The sequence below is a fragment of the Zhongshania sp. genome (assembly GCF_047636175.1).
Classification (GTDB): domain Bacteria; phylum Pseudomonadota; class Gammaproteobacteria; order Pseudomonadales; family Spongiibacteraceae; genus Spongiibacter.
In genome coordinates, this window is the sequence record NZ_JBLIKC010000026.1 from 16,395 (window position 1) to 35,537 (window position 19,143).

Consider the following 19,143-nt stretch of genomic DNA (forward strand, 5'->3'; position numbering starts at 1 on the left):
CATTGAGAATGAAAATTAACTAAAGTTATGGATTAGCTGTACATTCCATTGGGAGGGGTGTGGATAAACATCAGTACCGCATTGACCTCAACGGTCACCTTGCTGACTGTGAAATGAATTTTCGCCGTTTGCAAAAACTGCTGCCGGTCGACGCGGCGGCGGGTGATTGCTTGCGCTTTGCTATAGCGGCAAATGCAGTTGAGTTGCGCATTAAAGAGCGCGCGCCGTATACGACAATGATTGAACTGTGTCTGGAAAAGCCCTTGTTTGCCGAGCTTCCCGTCCCGTCTTTGCAGGTGCGAATTTACCACGACGCCAGTCTTGCCGAAGTCATGGGCGCACGCGGTTTACGGCCGGTAAAACCACGTTATGCCTACCCCAACGTCGCCATGTATCACCGCGATGAAAAGGCCCAGCAAAATCGCTATCTCGGGGAATGGCTTAGCTTGTGTCTCAGTCATGGTCGATCTTTAGATAATCCCCTGAATATTCTCGAAATATGATGCCGTTCGCGTAATTTTACTGGCGAATGGCGAGGGCATCCCGTATAAAATAAGCATGCAATCATGGGGTATCCAGTGACTTTTTCTGCTCAAAAAGATACAACGCCGCTAACGGTGGTGCAAATTACCGATTGTCATCTCGGCAGAGAGCTGGGCGACGATTTGCTGGGCATGGACACTGATAACAGCCTAGAGGCTGTGCTGGCAGCTGTGGCCGAGGAATGCCCGCAAATTGATTTATTGGTGGTATCCGGTGATATTGCGGCTCACGGCGACGTAGAATCTTATCGACGTCTGCATGCCCGCTTAGACGGCGTTGCGCAACAGATGGTGTGGCTGCCAGGGAATCACGACGACGCCAATTTAATGCGCAGCGTGGTTGGTGATCAGATTATGCCTTCGGCTGTCGATTTAGGCGCCTGGCGTTTGGGTTTTTTAAATTCTGCGGTAAAGGGCGAAGTGGGCGGCTTTTTGGCTGACGACCAGCTGGCTGCGCTGGTTGGTATTGCCGAGAGTGGGCGGCCCAGCCTGGTGTTCTTACATCATCATTTGCGTCCGCTAGGTTGCGCATGGCTGGATGAACAGCGGATAAAGAATGGGGATAAGGTGTTTGCCACCGTCGCTGATATACCCCAAATTAAGGCCTTTGTTTCGGGGCATGTCCATCAGCAGTCAGAAGCGCTATTCCAGGGTGTGGGTTTGCTGACCACGCCATCGACCTGTATTCAGTTTGCCCCCAGTAGTGACACCTTTGCGCTAGATGACTGTAATCCGGGATACCGCATATTTTACTTGGCTGAAGACGGGCAATTTCAGACAAGAGTGTCACGGGTAAAAGGTGTAACATTCGCAGTCGACAATCTGGCAAGTGGTTACGAATGATAGCAGGGCTTATTTATATACACGGGTTTATTTCTTCCCCTCAATCGCTTAAAGCACAGCAGTTGGGGGCTTACGTCGCAGAACATCATCCTGACCTTCATTATATGGTGCCCTCGTTGGCGAATACGCCGGCAGAGGCATTTCGTGAATTAGATCAATTAGTACAAGATTTTTTGCAAAAGAAGACCGGGCCACTGGGCTTGGTGGGGAGCTCAATGGGTGGCTTTTTTGCCACCGCCTTAGCTGAGCGATACCGCTTGCCTGCGGTACTTGTGAATCCGGCAGTCAAGCCCCATACCTTTGGTGAGCATTTCACCGGTGCGCACCACAATCCTTACACGGGTGTAAATTTCACCTTGGGCCAGGCCGATATTGATGTTCTGCAATCATTGGTGGTAAAACCGGTGACTGGTCGCTATTGGGTCATGGTTCAAGAGCAAGACGAAACCTTGAACTATCGCGATGCGGTACAATTTTATCGCGGCGTAGAGATGACTGTGGAGGCGGGCGGAAATCACAGCTTTCAGCATTTTGATCGTCATTTAGAGGCTATAGTGGCGTTTTTGGATTTACAGCCCTTAGTGAATTAGCTGGTAACAACACATAATATTGTATCCACCCCCTTGTCTTGGTGTGGATTTTTAGTTTAATTAGTCGATGCGGCGCAGCCGCTAACAATGGTTTTAGATGTCACAATATAACGCGCAATCTATTGAAGTACTTACGGGTTTAGAGCCGGTGCGCAAGCGCCCGGGTATGTATACCGATACCACTAAACCAAATCATCTCGCCCAGGAAGTGATCGACAATAGTGTTGATGAGGCGCTGGCTGGGCACGCGAGTGAAATTGTCGTCACGCTGTTTGCTGACGGATCACTTGCCTGCTCTGACAACGGTCGCGGCATGCCGGTAGATATTCATGCTGAGCAGGGCATCCCGGGTGTCGAGGTTATTCTGTCGACGCTGCACGCGGGTGGTAAATTCTCTAACGATAATTATCAGTTTTCAGGTGGCTTGCACGGTGTCGGCGTGTCGGTGGTCAACGCGCTGTCAGAAGCGCTGGAAATCATCATTAAACGCGATGGTGAAGTTCACCAGATGTTTTTTGCAAACGGCGACAAAACCTCAGAGCTTGCGGTGATTGATAGCTGTGGCAAGCGCAATACCGGCACCTATATCCGTTTTACCCCTAATCCAAAATACTTTGATACCGCAAAGTTTTCGGTGCGGCGCTTAAAGCATGTGCTGCGCGCCAAGGCAGTATTGTGTCCAGGCCTGCATGTCCGCTTTGTTGATGAAACGGGTACTGAGAGCGAGGAGTGGTATTACGAAGATGGTTTGCGCGACTATCTTGCCAACCATACCCGTGAATACGAGACCCTACCAGCAGAGCCATTTATCGGTCATTTCAGCGGCCGCAGCGAGGCCGTTGATTGGGCTGTGCAGTGGCTACCAGAAGGCGGCGAGCCATTAGCGGAGTCCTATGTCAACCTAATACCCACCGCGCAGGGTGGTACTCACGTCAACGGCTTGCGCAGTGGTTTGCTTGATGCCATGCGCGAGTTCTGTGAGTTTCGTAGCTTAATTCCCCGCGGAGTGAGGCTGGCACCAGATGATATCTGGGAAAAATGTAGTTACGTGCTGTCGTCCAAATTGGCTGACCCACAATTTTCTGGGCAAACCAAGGAGCGTCTTAGCTCGCGGGAAGCCGCCGCTTTTGTCGCCGGTGTTGCTAAAGATGCCTTTAGTTTGTGGCTAAACCAGCACACTGAAGATGCCGAAAAGCTCGCGGAACTGTGTATAAATAATGCCCAGACGAGGCTTCGCAAAGCCAAGAAAGTGGTGCGTAAAAAAATCTCTGCTGGACCGGCACTGCCCGGTAAATTAGCGGATTGCTCCGGTGTTGATACCGAGCGTTCGGAATTGTTCTTGGTAGAAGGAGATTCGGCGGGTGGTTCTGCCAAGCAGGCCCGCGACCGGCAGTTTCAAGCGATACTGCCGCTGCGCGGTAAAATCTTAAATACTTGGGAAGTCGACTCTCAGCAGATCTTGGCTTCCCAGGAGGTACATGATATTTCGGTGGCCATGGGGATAGACCCAGAGTCAGAGGACTTGAGTGGTTTGCGCTACGGTAAAATTTGCGTGCTCGCCGATGCGGACTCCGATGGGTTGCATATTGCGACCTTGCTATGCGCTTTATTCCTGCGTCATTTTCGACCTCTAGTTCAGCAGGGGCACGTGTATATTGCGATGCCGCCGCTATACCGTATCGATATTGGTAAAGAAGTATATTACGCCCTCGATAACGCTGAAAGGCAGGGCATTATGGATAGGCTGGAGGCGGAGAATAAGCGGGGCAAAATTTCCGTTACTCGCTTTAAAGGTCTGGGCGAAATGAATCCGCTACAACTCCGTGAAACCGTTATGGATCCAAATACCCGCCGTTTGGTGCGTCTCTCCATTGAAGACGGTGATGAAACCGATGGCTTGATGGATATGTTGCTATCCAAAAAGCGGGCTCCAGATCGTAAAACTTGGCTGGAAGCCAGCGGCGACGAAGCTGAGGTTTTACTGTAGAGTCGCTCGGATAAATGGTTTGAAAGTCCTGCTAAAAAGCTCTTTAACAGGGCTTTTTTTATTTTTTAAATGAACATAATGGTCGTCTTTACGTAATAAATTTTTTTATAAGTGTTCCTTTGGATCACATTAAGTGGAGAATAAAAAATGTTTAGTCATATGATGGTTGGTGCAAACGACGTTCAGGAATCTAAAGTATTTTACGATGCTATATTAGGCGCTATGGGCCACAAACCCGGTGTTATCGATGAAAAGGGTCGTTGCTTTTATTTCACTGAAACCGGTATTTTCGCCGTTACCCCGCCGATCGATGGTAAACCGGCTAACCACGGCAACGGTTGTACCGTAGGTTTTGCAGCGAAAGACCCAGCGCAGGCTGATGCATGGCATGCTGCTGGCGTAGCGAATGGTGGCGTAAGTTGTGAAGATGCGCCTGGCGTGCGTGAAGGCGGCTTGGGTAAACTGTACCTAGCGTATTTGCGTGACCCTTCAGGCAATAAGATTTGCGCTCTGCACATGATGGGGTAATAACGGGTAATACAAAAGGCTGGTTATTGGTACGGAATCGTATTGGTAGCCGGCCTTTTTTTATTTTGGATCAGTCTATCGCTCTTATAGACGGGCAAACAATGAAAAACAGGATCAGTTTAGATGAAAATCACCTTGTTTGGTGCGACCGGCGCGGTGGGTGGCGAATGTCTTCGCCAAGCCCTTGATGCGGGGCATGATATAACAGTGTTGGTGCGTTCGGCGGCGAAGTTACCGGCGGACTTACGCTGTCGTATTTGTGTTGTAGAGGGTGACGCGCTGTGCACGGATGATGTGTGGCGAGTGATCAGTGCGGATACCGAGGCGGTATTGTTTGCGATTGGCGTCGATAAGCGGTCTATGCCAAATCTGTGTACGGATATCAGTCGTCATATCCTTGACGCTTTACTTGATGAGCCAGCAGTTCGTTTTATTTGGTGCGGTGGTGGCAGCACTTTTGTCGAAGGCGATCACATTACCTTTGGAGGCCGTTTTGTCAGGAAGTTTGCTGCGGTTTTTATGAGTTTGCGGCATGAGGACAAAGAGCATCAGTATGCCTTGCTGAAGCAGTATCCCGATGTCTCATGGTTCGGTGTGCGTCCCTTGCAAATGCGTAAGGGTGAGCTGAGTGGCCAATATCGCATGGGTTTCCATGCTTTCAATGGCTTTTCAGCGATAAGCTTTGCGGATTGCGCCCATGCTATGTTGAGTATGCTAGAGGGCGATAGTTGGCTGCATAAAGCCCCTATTATTCAGTATTAATGGAACTTTAGTTTAGTGGAGCACTGAGCTTGGGCTTCTGCCGGCTAATGTCAGACATTTCCGCGGGCAAATAGCCTTTGTTTTTCTAAAAGTGAAACTAGCGGTTTTATGAGCGGGAATTCTATCTTTGGTGGCCACCCTATTGGAGTAATCGTGGTCATGCCGCTATAATAGCCACCAGATTATTATGCTGGGCCGTTAGGCCTTGTAAGCAATGAGGACGTTAACGGTGAATAGTGCAATATTAAAGAAATTGGCCGCTACTTTTGGTTTGGTCATGGTATGCGCGTCCGCTTGGGCGTTAACGGACAAGCAACTTGCTGATGTAGAAAGCCGTATTCAGCCTGCGGGCAAAGTATGTTTACAAGGTGATAATGCTTGCGGAGCAGTGGTTGCCTCACTGGGTGGAGCGGCCAAGTCTGGTGAAGAGGTATATAAAAGCAGCTGTCAGGGCTGTCATGCTTCTGGTGCGGGTAACGCGCCGGTGTTTGGCGACGTAGCTGACTGGAGCAAGCGTGCTGAACAGGGCCTAGATACTGTGTACAAGCACGCAATAGAAGGCTTTAATAATATTGGTATGATGCCGGCCAAAGGTTTGTGCATGAGTTGTTCAGATGACGAAGTGATGGCAGCGGTGGATTACATACTGGAAAACAGCAAGTAGTTAATATTTAGCTTAAAAAGCCGCGCATTGCGCGGCTTTTTTTTACCTATAAAAATCTGCTGTAAGTATATTCACGTAGTAATTTTGTCGTACGACCTGCATTGTAGACTGATAAATACCGCGTTTCTGCGCTATTTTGTAAGCAATAATTAATTATATGGATGCCGTTATTATGAACCGTTGGCTAGTTTTTGTTTTTTTGGCGTTCTTGTCCGCGTGTGGTGGCTCATCCAATTCGAGTTCGTCAAACGCGGCGAACGAGAGTGATACTAGTGGCGAAATGACCTCCTCGCCCGGCGGTGGCAACGCTTCCGTTCCAGGCAGGCCGTCCTCTTTTGGTGTGCCTGTGGCTAGTCAAATACGGCCTGGCGTTGAAATCAGCGCCGACGGCAGTGGCTGTACTGGCAATTTCTTGTTTTCACCCAACGCTCAAACCGTATATATCGGTGTTGCTGCGCATTGTTTCAGTGAAGATACCAACAATGGGATTGATCCCTGCGAAACCAATAATTTGCCAATAGGGTTTAATCAAGTCGTTATTGAAAACGCCACTCAACCTGGCGAAATAGTTTATTCCAGTTGGCGTGCAATGCAGGAGAGCGGGGAGACTCCAGGTTCTGATGCCTGTGTTTACAACGACTTTGCGCTGGTGAAAATTCACCCAGACGATTTGGCCAATATTCATCCTGCGGCTTTTGCCTTTGGTGGACCGGTGTCATTGCGTACCGATCTAGCGGCAGTGGGTGATGATGTGTTCGCCTATGGGCGGTCGTCGTTGCATTTTGGCCTGCGCACCTTAGAGGCAAAAAGCGGCAGTATTACTGGGGTGTCAGGCGAAGATTGGGCCTACCAAATACGAACGGATAATCCCGGTGTTCCGGGTGATAGTGGCGGTCCAATCTTTGGTCCTAATGGCGAGGCCTTAGCCGCACTCAGCGTGCTGTCGGCAGGGGTCGGCGGGCTTAATGTTATTGATGTCAGCAATGGTGCGGTTAATCTAGATCGTGCATTGCGATACGCGATTGACGGCGGGTTCATTAACGCCAACACCAAAGTACTGCTTTGGCCGGACTTTTATCCCGCGGGTGATTTTTAGATATTACCCGGCGAGTTAGCCGAGAATATCCCGCAGACTCGCCAGCGTTTCGCCACCGCGCTTCTGGTTTTGAGCCGGGTCGTTATCACCGCGACCCTCCCATTCTAGATCTTCTTGCGGTAGCTCGGCTAAAAACCGGCTAGGATCGCAGCTGCTAAATTCACCAAAGCTTTTGCGTTTGGCGCAGTAGCTCATCGTCAGAGTGCGCTGGGCGCGGGTGATGCCAACGTAGCAAAGTCGGCGTTCTTCCTCGATCATGCCGTCATCTATACTGTTTTGATGGGGCAAAATACCTTCTTCCAAACCAATCATAAATACATGCGGAAACTCCAAGCCTTTGGCCGCGTGCAGGGTCATGAGCTGTACCTGGTCATCGCTTTCTTTTTCGTCTTCCTGACGCTCCATTAAATCCCGCAGTACCAAACGGCTTATCGCACCCTCGATGGCGTTTTCACTTTCGTCATCTTTTATTGATTTTTCTAGAGAATTAATCAGGATATGAACGTTGGCCATGCGGCGTTCGGCTATGGCAATGGAGGAGGCATTTTGTATCAGCCAGTCTAGGTAGTCGATGTCATTGACTAGTTGGCGAACGCTGGCAACGGGGTCGCCTTCGTAGCACTGGCGGCGCAGATTACCTAACCAGCTGGTGAATTCGCGCAGGCGTGTTACGGCGGCATCGGGCAGGTGCTGGCTCAGGCCCATTTCATCGCAGGCGTCGTACATGCTGACTTCGCGCTCGGTGGCGTAGCGGCCCAAACTTTCCAGCGTAGACGTGCCGATCTTGCGGCGCGGGATATTAACAATACGCAAAAAGGCATTGTCGTCGCCGGGATTAATGATCAGCCGCAAATAGGCCATGATGTCTTTGATTTCATTGCGGGCAAAAAAGGAGGTGCCGCCACTGAGCTTGTAGGGAATTTGATGTACCTGCAATTTCAATTCAAGCAGTCGAGCTTGATGATTGCCTCGGTATAGCACCGCGTAATTGCCAAAACGTCCTTGGGTGCGCAGTTTATGATCAAGGATTTCGGTGACGACGCGCTCGCACTCGGCATCGTCATTGCGACAGCGAATAATACGAATATGCTCGCCGTGGCCCAGCTCAGACCACAGTGCTTTGATGTGTTCGTGAGGATTATTGGCAATAACGGTATTAGCGGCCTTGAGAATGCGCGCGGTGGAGCGATAATTTTGCTCCAATTTGACGACTTTCAGATGCGGGTAATCTTTGCCCAGTAGCGACAGGTTTTCTGGCTTGGCCCCGCGCCAGGCGTAAATCGACTGATCGTCATCGCCTACCACGGTCAGTCCGCCGCGATCGCCGACTAGCTGTTTGACCAAATGGTATTGCGAGCCATTGGTGTCTTGATATTCGTCTACCAGCATATAGCGAATTTTTTGCTGCCATTTTTCTAAAATCGCAGGCTGTTGTTCAAACAGTAGTGCCGGCAGCATAATCAGGTCATCAAAATCTAAGGCGTTGTAGGCTTTTAAGGCATTTTGATAGCGCAAATACGCCTGCGAACACAGTATGTCGGCGGGGCCTTCGGCAGTGGCAATGGCCTGCTGCGGGGTAATGAATTCGTTTTTCCACTGCGAAATGCGGTGTTGGATACGATCGGCATTGTCACTTTCCGCGCCGTGATCTTGCATCAGCAAGTCGCGGATCAGGGTTTGCGCGTCTTGGCCGTCAAAAATTGAAAAGCCAGATTTATACTGCAGCGCCTTATATTCGCTACGCAGTATGGTCATTCCCAAATTATGGAAGGTCGATACCGTTAAGCCTCGTGCTTGCTTGCCTTTAACGAGGTGCGACACCCGCTCTTTCATTTCGCGGGCCGCTTTATTGGTAAAGGTCACCGCGGCGATGTGGCGCGCTGGAATACCGCATTCCTCGATTAAATACGCCATCTTGCGAGTGATGACACTGGTCTTACCGCTGCCCGCACCGGCCAAGACCAAGATCGGACCGTCGATATAAAGCACGGCTTCGCGTTGTTTGTCGTTGAGTTTGCTCACGCGGTTGTTGTGTCCTGAGCCGAGGTTGAAAAGGCTGGGCATTGTAGCAGTGGTCGCGCTATACAAGAACTGTTGTTGTTGGTGATGCTTGCTAAAGACCTTCACCTTCGGCGCAATAAACCATTTCTTTTCTCCCTGATAGCGAGCTTCGCGATTGTCGCAGGGTGTGTGCTTTTTGGCAGCTTGATATATTCCGGGTAATATTTTCATATTGTTTTTAATGAGTTGCGCGATGTAGCAGTTTTTAAATGGGCAAGAAAGAGTTTAGTTGACGAGTCGTAGTGAGTTTTACCAAGAAAATCCTTGGCAACAAGCACTCAATATTGGGGTGTTGGGTTGGTCTTTAGTGTGGTGTTTGAGCAAAACTAAAGGTTGGGTTTTGAATTAAGCCCATTTCCCGAAAAAGAAATTATTAGCAACGGTGCATAAAAAGACCGGGGTTCATGACTTTGGTAATCAAGGTTTTGATGAGCCTTTGCGTTTGAGCCAGCAAGGGCCTTATTGGTCCCCGCGATAAATCATGGCTTCTTGTAAGTGTGCAAGGCTAATGCTCTTGTCACCCGCAAGATCGGCAATGGTGCGGGCAATTTTGATTAGGCGGTGGTGGGCGCGGGCGCTCAGGCCTAGTTTTTGCTCGGCGCGAAGCATGAATTTTTTACTGGCTTCGTCTAACTCGCAGAATCGCGCCACTTCCTGGGCGCTAAGTCTCGCATTGATATTGGGGCTGCGGTCATGCTGGCGGTTTCGAGCTGCACAAACACGTTCTCGAACCATTGCACTAGTCTCTGCTTTACTAGCATCTTGCAGAACACCGGGCGGAAGCCTGGGCACGGTGATACGCAAATCAATGCGGTCCAAAAGCGGGCCGGATAATTTACTGCGGTAACGCTGAATTTGGTCTGGCGTGCAGCGACAATCTTTGGTTTCGTCCCCGTCGTAACCGCAGGGGCAAGGATTCATCGCCCCTACCAACTGAAATTTTGCCGGAAATGTGAGTTGTTGCATGGCTCGGGAGATAATGACTTCCCCCGATTCCATCGGTTCACGTAATACTTCCAGCACTTTGCGCGGATATTCCGTTAGCTCATCCAAGAACAAAACGCCATTGTGGGCCAGGGATATTTCGCCTGGTCGAGGATAACTTCCGCCGCCCACTAAGGCCGCAGCAGAGGCGGTGTGATGGGGCGATCGGAAAGGTCGATGCAGCCGCAATGGCTGGCCAGCGACAGATTGCACGGTGGCGATATCTAGGCGTTCTGATTCGGTTAAGGGCGGCAAAATTCCGGGTAGACGATTCGCGAGCAGAGTTTTCCCGGTTCCCGGTGGGCCGCATAGTAATAAACTATGGCCGCCAGCCGCCGCAATTTCCAGCGCACGCTTGGCACCGGTTTGTCCTTTTATGTCGCTGAGGTCGGGGTAGTTATTGCTATCTATAGGCTCAACACTGGCGCCAGCAAAGGGTAGAGCGTTTTGGCCGTGTAAGTGTGCGGCGACCGCAAGTAAAGACTCTGCTTCGCGCAGGCCAGTGTCATCGACAATGGAGGCCAGTCCGGAATTTGCAGCAGGTAGAATGAGAATATGGCCTGCCAAATTTGCCTGAATAGCGGCAGGCAGGGCGGCATCGACGGCGCGCAGTTCGCCGCTTAAACCCAGCTCACCAATAAGCTCCAAATCCCTTAAGGGCGCGGCTGGCACCTGCCCGGAGGCGAGTAAAATGCCAACTGCAATTGGCAGATCAAAGCGGCCACCCTCCTTGGGTAAATCCGCTGGCGCAAGATTGACGGTAATGCGACTGACAGGAAACTCGAAGCGCGAATTAATCAGCGCTGAGCGCACCCGGTCGCGACTTTCGCGCACAGAGGCTTCAGGGAGACCAACAATATTGAAGGCGGGAAGTCCGCCTGATAAATGGACTTCAACGGTGACTAACGGAGCATTAATACCCAGTTTGGCGCGGCTGTAAACGGTGGCTAGCGGCATGTCTTCATCCTTGAAGGCTACTTAATGGGGTCTTTCCATACCGAAAATAATATCCTGCTGATGTAAAAACCGCAGATAGCTTGGGCTTGAAACTTAAGTCTTGTCTGCAGCTTGGCTTTCTAACTGAGCGGTCAGTTCGGCAAGTTGTTTTTCTAAGGCTTCTAGCTTGCTGCGAGTGCGATTGAGTACCGCGACTTGGGCGTCAAATTCGTCGCGAGAAACCATATTTAAGCGACTGAAACCGCCTTGCAATAAGACCTGCACTTTTTCTTCGATGTCCTGCTGAATTTCAGGACCGTTGTTAATTAAGCGGCCGGCTTGCTGTGCCAGCTGAGAAATAAAATCGGGTTTGGCCATGGGGTATTCGCCTCTGTAATAAGGCTAAGTGTATCTTAAAAATGCCATTAGCATGAAGTCACGCGCCGGCTGTCACTGAGATTAAAATCGATTCAGTACTGTCACGCGCTTTACCTTGGTGCGTCAATATTAAATATAGGAACTGATTTGGCGCAGCTCGGCGCCGCTATGCACAGTGATGGTACAGATATTGCTGTTGTTCAACAGCGAAGTCGCACTGGAGTAAATATATACATGCCCTGCTTCATCGCTAACTCTAATGATAAATACCCCCATAAAAGGATCCTTCCTTGACGGCCCGTGCAAGCACACCACACCTGTCGGCAGTGACAAGCGCCGAGCTGATACCAACTAAATCTTGGCAAGCGTCGATTGAGCTAGGTTTTCGAGCGGGCAAGATCCGCACTGATTTGGTGCGATCTTTACATAAGGGGCCGTTGCGTGTGCAGCGTCCGTTCTACCCAGAAGACGAGTGCTGTCACGTTTACCTACTTCATCCGCCCGGAGGAATGGTGCCGGGTGACGCTTTGCGGGTGGCTTTGAATCTTGATTCCGGTGCTCACGCGCTGCTAACCACGCCATCCGCCGGTAAGGTCTATCGCAGTGACGCAGCTAAAACCGTCCAGTCACAGGGTGTGTCGGCATACGTCGGCAGCGATGCCTGTCTTGAATGGCTCCCGCAGGAGACCATTATTTTTGAAGGTGCAGAGGCTGAGTTGAGTAACCACTTTGCACTGCATGGCAATGCTTCGCTATGCGCTTGGGATATTGTGGTGCTTGGGCGTCGCGCCAGTGGTGAGTGTTTTAGCCATGGTCGCTGCACCCAGAAAATTGATGTTAGTCGAGATGGTGTTCTATTGCTGAAAGAGCGCACCGAGTGGCTTGGCGGTAGCCGGATGCTGGACGCCCCCTGGGGAATGGGGGGAATGTCGGTCAGCGGCACTTTATTTGCTACGCTGCTATGCGACCAACTCATGATGGACACTTTGCGGGAAGGCTTGGCCGAGCTTGTTGCCAGCCGGGGCTGGTTGCCGGCGGAGTGGGGCCTATCGCAAAAGCGCGATATTTTTCTGGCGCGTTACTTGGGTAATTCACCGGAACAGTGTCGCAAAGGTTTTATTTGGTTGTGGTCGCAATTGCGGCCTATATTGAATGGCCGGGCCGCGTGTCCGCCGCGAATTTGGAATACCTAAATGTCCTTAGATCAGAGCACACAATGTAAAAATGGGAAGTTACTGCGATGGAACTGAGTCCAAGAGATAAAGATAAATTATTGATATTTACCGCCGCGCTGCTCGCGGAGCGCCGCAAGGCCAAGGGTTTGAAATTAAATTACCCAGAAGCGATTGCACTAATCTCCGCCGAGGTGATGGAAGGCGCAAGGGAGGGGCGCAGCGTGGCAGAAATGATGAGCGCGGGGCGCGAGATTTTGGGCCGTGATGACGTGATGGACGGCGTCGCCGAGATGATTCATGAAGTGCAGGTTGAGGCCACGTTTCCAGATGGCACCAAGCTAGTTACCGTGCACAACCCTATTGTTTAAAAGAATTCGCGGCTACTGGCTGCAAGAAGGGAGGCTCTATGATTCCAGGTGAAATACACGTTGCGCAGGGCGATATTATTTTAAATGTGGGCCGCGAGACCTGCACCATAGATGTTGCGAATAGCGGTGATCGGCCGATTCAGGTGGGTTCGCATTATCATTTTTTTGAGGCCAATCCCGCCTTGGTATTTGATCGCCAAGCTAGTCGCGGATTTCGTTTAAATATTGCCGCGGGAACGGCGGTGCGTTTTGAGCCGGGTCAGAGCCGAGAGGTAGAGTTAGTGGCCTTGGCCGGTAAACGCGAAGTGTATGGTTTTCGCGGTGAGATTATGGGGCCCTTGGATGGCGTGGCAAATAAAGGAGCAAAGTCATGACAACGATTGACCGCCGCGCCTATGCGGATATGTATGGCCCGACTGTGGGCGACCGGGTTCGTCTCGCAGACACGGAATTGTGGATAGAGGTGGAGAAAGACTTCACTACTTACGGTGAGGAAGTGAAGTTTGGGGGTGGTAAAGTTATTCGCGACGGCATGGGCCAGAGCCAATTAGGTGACGCCCTTACACCGGATACCGTCATTACCAACGCCCTGATTTTAGACCACTGGGGTGTTGTGAAAGCCGATGTGGCTATTAAGGCGGGTCGAATTACCGCTATCGGCAAGGCAGGTAATCCAGATATCCAACCGAATGTCGATATTATTATTGGGCCGTGCACGGAAGTTATTGCCGGTGAAGGGCAGATACTAACGGCCGGTGCCATAGACGCGCATATCCACTTTATATGCCCTCAGCAAATTGAAGAAGCACTGATGAGCGGGGTGACCACCATGCTCGGTGGCGGCACCGGCCCCGCGACCGGTACCAATGCCACAACGTGTACGCCCGGGGCTTGGCATCTTGGCATAATGCTGCAGGCAGCAGAAAGCTTTCCCATGAACTTGGGTTTTCTAGGAAAAGGGAATGCGAGCTTGCCGGCTGGTTTGGAAGAACAGCTACAGGCCGGCGCAATGGGTTTAAAGCTCCATGAAGATTGGGGCACCACGCCAGCGTCGATAGATTGCTGCTTGAGCGTGGCGGAAAAATACGATGTGCAGGTGGCGATTCATACCGATACTCTTAATGAATCGGGTTTTGTTGAAGATACCTTAGCCGCCTTCAAAGGCCGGACGATTCATACCTATCACACCGAAGGCGCCGGCGGTGGTCATGCGCCAGATATTATAAAGGCCTGCGGCTCGTCTAATGTCCTACCGTCGTCAACCAATCCAACCCGTCCCTATACTGTGAATACGGTGGATGAGCATTTGGATATGTTGATGGTCTGCCATCACCTTGATCCTAACATTCCTGAAGATGTGGCCTTTGCGGATTCTCGTATTCGCAAGGAGACGATTGCGGCCGAAGATATTCTTCACGATCTAGGTGCGTTCTCGATGATCTCATCTGACTCGCAGGCCATGGGTCGAGTGGGTGAGGTGGTTTGCAGGACGTGGCAGACCGCTCACAAGATGAAAGTGCAGCGCGGCCCGTTGGCGGAGGATGGCGCCGGCAACGATAACTTCCGCGCCCGCCGCTATATTTCTAAATACACTATTAATCCCGCTATCGCCCACGGTATTTCCCATGAAGTGGGGTCTATTACCGTCGGTAAACTGGCAGATTTGGTGTTGTGGAAACCCGCCTTCTTCGGCATTAAACCGTCGATGATTATCAAGGGTGGCGCTATCGCCGCTGCGCCAATGGGTGACCCAAATGCCTCAATCCCCACGCCGCAACCGGTGCATTATCGCATGATGTTTGGTGCCTTTGGTAAAGCCTGTGTGCACACCTCGGTGAGCTTTGTGAGTCAGGCTGCTATCGATGGCGGTTTAGCAACGACCTTGGGGTTAGAGCGGCCTTTGGTAGCCGTAAAAAATTGCCGCAACGTCACCAAGGCTGACATGATATTAAACAATTATCAGCCAGTAATGGAAGTTGATCCCGACACCTATGAGGTGCGGGCGGACGGTCAATTATTAATTTGCGAGCCGGCCAGCGAACTGCCGTTGACGCAGTTGTACTGTCTGTTTTAAAGACTGCCTTGGAGTTAAGGATAAGGATTTAAAAGATGTTGGAATGTTATGAACTGGGTAATGGTACTAGCGACATCCGCTTGGTATTAAATTATCAGGAGCGGCAGCGCAGTCGCTATCGCGCAAAATCGGTGTGCGGTTTAGATGTGGCCTGGTTTGTTGAGCGTGGCAAAGTGCTCGCCGACGGCGAAATATTAGTCGCCAGTAGTGGCGAGAAAATCATGGTGGTGGCTGCCGAAGAAACCGTGTCAGAAGTGTGTAGTGATGATGTCTTACTGCTGACCAAAGCGGCTTATCACTTAGGGAATCGTCATGTTCCCTTGCAAATCGAAGCGGGCGAATTGCGTTATCAGCACGACCATGTGCTCGATGATATGTTGCGGGGTCTCGGGCTTACGGTGTTAGTCACCGATAAAACCTTTCACCCAGAAAACGGCGCCTATCACAATAGCGGTGGCCATCACGGTGGGCATGCGCAAAGCCACAACCATGACGACGGCCATAGCCATTCTCATAATGAGCATCAACATGGCTAAACCATTATTGCACCTCATGCAGATAGTTAGCCCGGCTCTGCCAGTGGGCGCCTACGCCTATTCTCAGGGTTTAGAGTATGCGGTAGAGCGCGCTTGGGTGAATGATTTGGATAGCGCCGCTGATTGGATTGGCGAAGTGCTGAGCCACAGTGTGGGTGGGCTGGATTTGCCGGTGCTGCTGCGCTTGTTAGCGGCATGGCGGCAGAATGATATACCTATGGTGCAATATTGGAATCACACCTTACAGGCGGCGCGAGAGTCGCGCGAGTTACTGCTAGAGGATGTGCAAATGGGCGAAGCATTATTGCGTTTATTAGTTTCCTTAGAGGTCCCCTCTGCTGTTCAGTGGCCTTCAGCTGAGCCTATCAGTTTTGCTACCGGATTTGCGATGGCCGCTCGTTATTTTGAAATAGATGATGATGATGCACTTAGTGGTTTCGCTTGGAGCTGGCTGGAAAACCAAGCGGCCGCAGCGGTCAAGCTAGTCCCGCTGGGTCAAACTGATGGCCAGCGTTTATTAATGGCCTTAATGCCCTGCATAGAAAAGACCGTGACAGATGCCTATCTGCGTGCAGACGATAATATTGGTGCTGGTTTACCAGGTTTGGCGATGGCGTCTATGCAGCATGAAACTCAGTATTCAAGATTGTTTCGCTCTTAATTTAGTACAAATAACTGTTCGCAAATATTTTTTAAAAAGTTGGAGGTAGAGTTATGAAAAAGCCCGCATTACGGCTTGGTATTGGTGGACCGGTTGGCTCTGGCAAAACAGCCTTGGTTAAAACCCTGTGCGCCGAGTTGCGCGGTCGCTTCGATATTGCGGTCATCACCAATGATATTTATACCCGCGAGGATGCGGAATTTTTATTGCGTCATGAGGTGCTGTCGCAGGATCGTATCCTCGGCGTAGAAACAGGTGGATGCCCCCACACTGCTATTAGGGAAGATGCATCCATGAATCTTTCTGCCGTGGCTGAGCTAAGCGGCCGCTTCCCAGATCTTGAATTGATCATGATAGAGAGTGGTGGCGATAATTTAGCGGCAACGTTCAGCCCAGAGCTGTCTGATCTCACTATTTATGTGATCGACGTTTCTGCCGGTGACAAAATCCCCCGTAAAGGCGGTCCCGGTATTACTCGCTCCGATTTACTGGTGATCAATAAAACCGATTTGGCGCCGCTGGTGGGTGCGGACCTAGGGGTGATGGATAGAGACGCGAAAAAAATGCGTGGCGACAGACCATTTATTTTTAGTAATTTAAAAGACGGAAGTGGCGTTGCCGAGATCGTAAGCTTTGTCGTCGAGCAGGGCATGTTGGGACGCTAGAGTAGGATCGTCAAGGAGCAATATTAATGGCCGATATGGCGCCCTTATTAAGTATGTTACTGCTGGGGTTTTCGGCAGGAGTTATTCACGCCTTTGATGCTGATCATATCGCCGCTGTAAGTGGCATTAGTGGGCGAAATGGCGGGCGTCATAGTTTTCGATTTGCCCTGCACTGGGGTTTTGGCCATGGCATTGCGGTGATCGCTATCGCGACGTTTGTATTGGTGGCCGGCGCGGCAATACCCACTCAATTTAGTGCTGTCGCAGAGTCTGCGGTGGCGTGGATGCTGATTGCCATTGGCGCTATGACATTTATTCATCTGTGGCAGCAGAATCAGAACACAGAAGCCACCGCGCCTCGGAGCCACAATGCAAGCTTGATCGGTTTGGTCCATGGTAGTGCAGGATCGGCGCCCTTATTGGCCGTCATTCCGGCGGCGGGGATGACCAGCCCCACTCTGGGGATGTTGCATGTAGTGGTGTTTAATATTGGTTTAATATTGGCGATGGCTGGCGTGGGTGCCGCACTGCGCAGCGGTTTGTCGGCGGCGGGTCGTTATCATCACGCATTCCAGCTTTCTATCCAATCGGCCTTGGGCATATTCGCTACCAGCTTTGGTGTTTTTTTATTGTTCTCTCATTAAACCGCATAAGAATTTATTTTGGTGCGGGCGCACTAATGTCGCGCACTGTACTGCACGTTTATAAAAAGATGCCTCTTCACAAATTGTGTACTCCTACCTGATTTTTCGCCTCTATCGTCATTTACCGTATGGCTTTTTAACCTAAAGCATGTGTCTTCTGCAGTGCATCGCCGTCTTTTATCCCTATTGGCACCAATTCTGCAGATACCAAGTTGAGTTTTGCCAGGGTTCGTTAATCGCCAGTGTGCAGATTAGCGATATATACAAAAAAAAGAGTATGGAGCTAAGCATGAAGAGTCCTAAATCTATGAAGGCTTTTGCCAAGCACAGTAGCATTGTGCTGGCAGCCGCGACGCTGTCGTTAAGCGCCTCGATTGCACAGGCCGCAGACACTATCAAAGTCGGTGTGCTGCATTCGCTTTCCGGTACGATGGCAATCAGTGAAACAACCTTGAAAGATACGGTGTTGATGCTGATTGAAGATCAAAACAAAAAAGGTGGAATTTTAGGTAAAAAGTTAGAAGCCGTGGTCGTTGACCCCGCATCTAACTGGCCGCTATTTGCAGAAAAGGCCAAGGAGCTATTAGACAAAGATAAAGTGGACGTCATCTTTGGTTGCTGGACTTCGGTTTCCCGTAAATCAGTACTGCCCGTTATCGAAGAATTAAACGGTCTGATGTTCTACCCCGTTCAATACGAGGGTGAAGAATCTTCTAAGAATGTTTTCTACACCGGCGCTGCGCCTAATCAGCAAGCTATCCCTGCAGTTGATTATTTGATGAGTGAATCAGGTGGCTCCGTTAAGCGCTGGGTATTGGCAGGTACGGATTATGTTTACCCCCGCACTACCAATAAAATTCTTGAAGCCTATCTTAAAAGCAACGGTGTTGCTGAAAAAGATATCATGATCAACTATACGCCTTTCGGTCATTCTGACTGGCAGACAATTGTATCTGATATCAAAAAATTCGGCTCACAAGGTAAAAAGACCGCTGTTGTTTCTACCATCAATGGTGATGCCAACGTGCCATTTTACAAAGAGCTGGCTAATCAAGGTATGTCTGCAGAAGATATTCCTGTGATTGCATTCTCGGTCGGCGAAGAGGAGCTTAGCGGGTTCGACACCGGTCCGCTGGTTGGGCATCTTGCCGCATGGAACTACTTCATGAGCGCGGACGCAAAAGCGAATGATGAGTTCATCGACAAGTGGATCGCTTATATTGGTGATGACAAACGCGTCACTAACGATCCAATGGAAGCGACATATATTGGTTTCAATATGTGGGTAAAAGCTGTTGAGAAGGCGGGTACAACTGATGTCGATAAAGTCTCTGCTGCGTTGATTGGTGTTAGCGTGCCTAACTTAACCGGTGGCGTCGCAACGATGCTTCCAAATCACCACCTGACTAAGCCGGTTCTTATTGGTGAAATTCAGGAGAATGGTCAGTTTGATATTGTTTGGCAAACTGAAGCCGCTGTGCCTGGTGATGCCTGGACTGACTTCCTTCCAGAAAGTGCTAAATTGATTGCGGATTGGCAAGATCCAAAAATCATGTGTGGTAACTACAACACTGAAACTAAAAAGTGTTCAGGTCAAAACTACTAGTCCACTAAGGAAGCGTCTCGACCGAGTCGCTTCTATCAGTGCT

20 protein-coding genes are annotated in these 19,143 nt (G+C 50.4%); 17 read left to right on the forward strand and 3 right to left on the reverse strand.

The features are described from left to right. Positions 1-59 precede the first annotated feature (59 nt). The 8 genes from ACI955_RS14335 (at position 60) to ACI955_RS14370 (ending at position 7,012) form a co-directional block, all read left to right on the forward strand. On the forward strand, positions 60-503 hold the full coding sequence (locus tag ACI955_RS14335) for a DUF1249 domain-containing protein (RefSeq protein ID WP_415244430.1): 444 nt from the start codon (positions 60-62) through the stop codon (positions 501-503). Positions 504-578: 75 nt separating this feature from the next. After that, positions 579-1,385: a metallophosphoesterase gene (locus ACI955_RS14340; protein ID WP_415244431.1), complete on the forward strand. Its 807-nt coding sequence runs from the start codon at positions 579-581 to the stop codon at positions 1,383-1,385. Beyond that, positions 1,382-1,975 carry a YqiA/YcfP family alpha/beta fold hydrolase gene (locus ACI955_RS14345; RefSeq protein WP_415244432.1) on the forward strand — a complete coding sequence of 198 codons (594 nt, stop codon included), beginning with the start codon at positions 1,382-1,384 and terminating at the stop codon, positions 1,973-1,975. The genes ACI955_RS14340 and ACI955_RS14345 overlap by 4 nt, the downstream gene beginning before the upstream one ends. A 97-nt stretch (positions 1,976-2,072) precedes the next feature. After that, positions 2,073-3,962 carry a DNA topoisomerase IV subunit B gene (parE, locus tag ACI955_RS14350; RefSeq protein WP_415244433.1) on the forward strand — a complete coding sequence of 630 codons (1,890 nt, stop codon included), beginning with the start codon at positions 2,073-2,075 and terminating at the stop codon, positions 3,960-3,962. 147 nt (positions 3,963-4,109) lie between these two features. Continuing rightward, positions 4,110-4,490: a VOC family protein gene (locus ACI955_RS14355; protein WP_415244434.1), complete on the forward strand. Its 381-nt coding sequence runs from the start codon at positions 4,110-4,112 to the stop codon at positions 4,488-4,490. Positions 4,491-4,613: 123 nt separating this feature from the next. Continuing rightward, positions 4,614-5,252, forward strand: coding sequence for an NAD(P)-dependent oxidoreductase (locus ACI955_RS14360; protein ID WP_415244435.1), 639 nt, complete (start codon positions 4,614-4,616; stop codon positions 5,250-5,252). 229 nt (positions 5,253-5,481) lie between these two features. After that, on the forward strand, positions 5,482-5,916 hold the full coding sequence (locus ACI955_RS14365) for a c-type cytochrome (RefSeq protein WP_415244436.1): 435 nt from the start codon (positions 5,482-5,484) through the stop codon (positions 5,914-5,916). A gap of 172 nt (positions 5,917-6,088) precedes the next feature. Beyond that, complete coding sequence (locus ACI955_RS14370; protein WP_415244437.1) at positions 6,089-7,012, forward strand: trypsin-like peptidase domain-containing protein; 924 nt, start codon at positions 6,089-6,091, stop codon at positions 7,010-7,012. Between the two features lie 15 nt (positions 7,013-7,027). On the opposite strand, the gene rep is transcribed toward ACI955_RS14370, so the two are convergent. From rep to ACI955_RS14385, 3 genes are all read right to left on the reverse strand, one after another. Further along, complete coding sequence (gene rep / locus ACI955_RS14375; RefSeq protein ID WP_415244466.1) at positions 7,028-9,034, reverse strand: DNA helicase Rep; 2,007 nt, start codon at positions 9,032-9,034, stop codon at positions 7,028-7,030. A 498-nt stretch (positions 9,035-9,532) separates the two neighbouring features. Then, positions 9,533-11,014: a YifB family Mg chelatase-like AAA ATPase gene (locus ACI955_RS14380; RefSeq protein WP_415244438.1), complete on the reverse strand. Its 1,482-nt coding sequence runs from the start codon at positions 11,012-11,014 to the stop codon at positions 9,533-9,535. Positions 11,015-11,107: 93 nt separating this feature from the next. Beyond that, positions 11,108-11,371, reverse strand: coding sequence for an accessory factor UbiK family protein (locus ACI955_RS14385; RefSeq protein ID WP_415244439.1), 264 nt, complete (start codon positions 11,369-11,371; stop codon positions 11,108-11,110). A gap of 290 nt (positions 11,372-11,661) precedes the next feature. On the opposite strand from ACI955_RS14385, the gene ACI955_RS14390 reads away from it, so the two are divergent. The 9 genes from ACI955_RS14390 (at position 11,662) to urtA (ending at position 19,100) form a co-directional block, all read left to right on the forward strand. Beyond that, complete coding sequence (locus ACI955_RS14390) at positions 11,662-12,564, forward strand: urease accessory protein UreD (RefSeq protein ID WP_415244440.1); 903 nt, start codon at positions 11,662-11,664, stop codon at positions 12,562-12,564. A gap of 47 nt (positions 12,565-12,611) precedes the next feature. Further along, the gene (gene ureA, locus ACI955_RS14395) at positions 12,612-12,914 is read left to right on the forward strand and encodes an urease subunit gamma (RefSeq protein ID WP_368374482.1); all 303 of its coding nucleotides are present in this window, start codon (positions 12,612-12,614) and stop codon (positions 12,912-12,914) included. A gap of 38 nt (positions 12,915-12,952) precedes the next feature. Further along, on the forward strand, positions 12,953-13,288 hold the full coding sequence (locus ACI955_RS14400) for an urease subunit beta (protein ID WP_415244441.1): 336 nt from the start codon (positions 12,953-12,955) through the stop codon (positions 13,286-13,288). Further along, positions 13,285-14,988, forward strand: coding sequence for an urease subunit alpha (gene ureC / locus ACI955_RS14405; protein ID WP_415244442.1), 1,704 nt, complete (start codon positions 13,285-13,287; stop codon positions 14,986-14,988). Before ACI955_RS14400 ends, ureC begins: the two co-directional genes overlap by 4 nt. Positions 14,989-15,023: 35 nt before the next feature. Beyond that, positions 15,024-15,524 carry an urease accessory protein UreE gene (gene ureE / locus ACI955_RS14410; RefSeq protein WP_415244443.1) on the forward strand — a complete coding sequence of 167 codons (501 nt, stop codon included), beginning with the start codon at positions 15,024-15,026 and terminating at the stop codon, positions 15,522-15,524. Continuing rightward, positions 15,517-16,185 (forward strand): urease accessory protein UreF, encoded by a 669-nt coding sequence (locus ACI955_RS14415; protein ID WP_415244444.1) that lies wholly within the window; start codon positions 15,517-15,519, stop codon positions 16,183-16,185. The genes ureE and ACI955_RS14415 overlap by 8 nt, the downstream gene beginning before the upstream one ends. A gap of 53 nt (positions 16,186-16,238) precedes the next feature. Next, positions 16,239-16,850 carry an urease accessory protein UreG gene (ureG, locus tag ACI955_RS14420; RefSeq protein WP_368374487.1) on the forward strand — a complete coding sequence of 204 codons (612 nt, stop codon included), beginning with the start codon at positions 16,239-16,241 and terminating at the stop codon, positions 16,848-16,850. A 26-nt stretch (positions 16,851-16,876) separates the two neighbouring features. Continuing rightward, the gene (locus ACI955_RS14425; protein WP_415244445.1) at positions 16,877-17,494 is read left to right on the forward strand and encodes an urease accessory protein UreH; all 618 of its coding nucleotides are present in this window, start codon (positions 16,877-16,879) and stop codon (positions 17,492-17,494) included. A gap of 289 nt (positions 17,495-17,783) precedes the next feature. Beyond that, positions 17,784-19,100, forward strand: a complete 1,317-nt coding sequence (urtA, locus tag ACI955_RS14430) for an urea ABC transporter substrate-binding protein (protein ID WP_415244467.1) — start codon at positions 17,784-17,786, stop codon at positions 19,098-19,100. Positions 19,101-19,143: the final 43 nt, after the last annotated feature.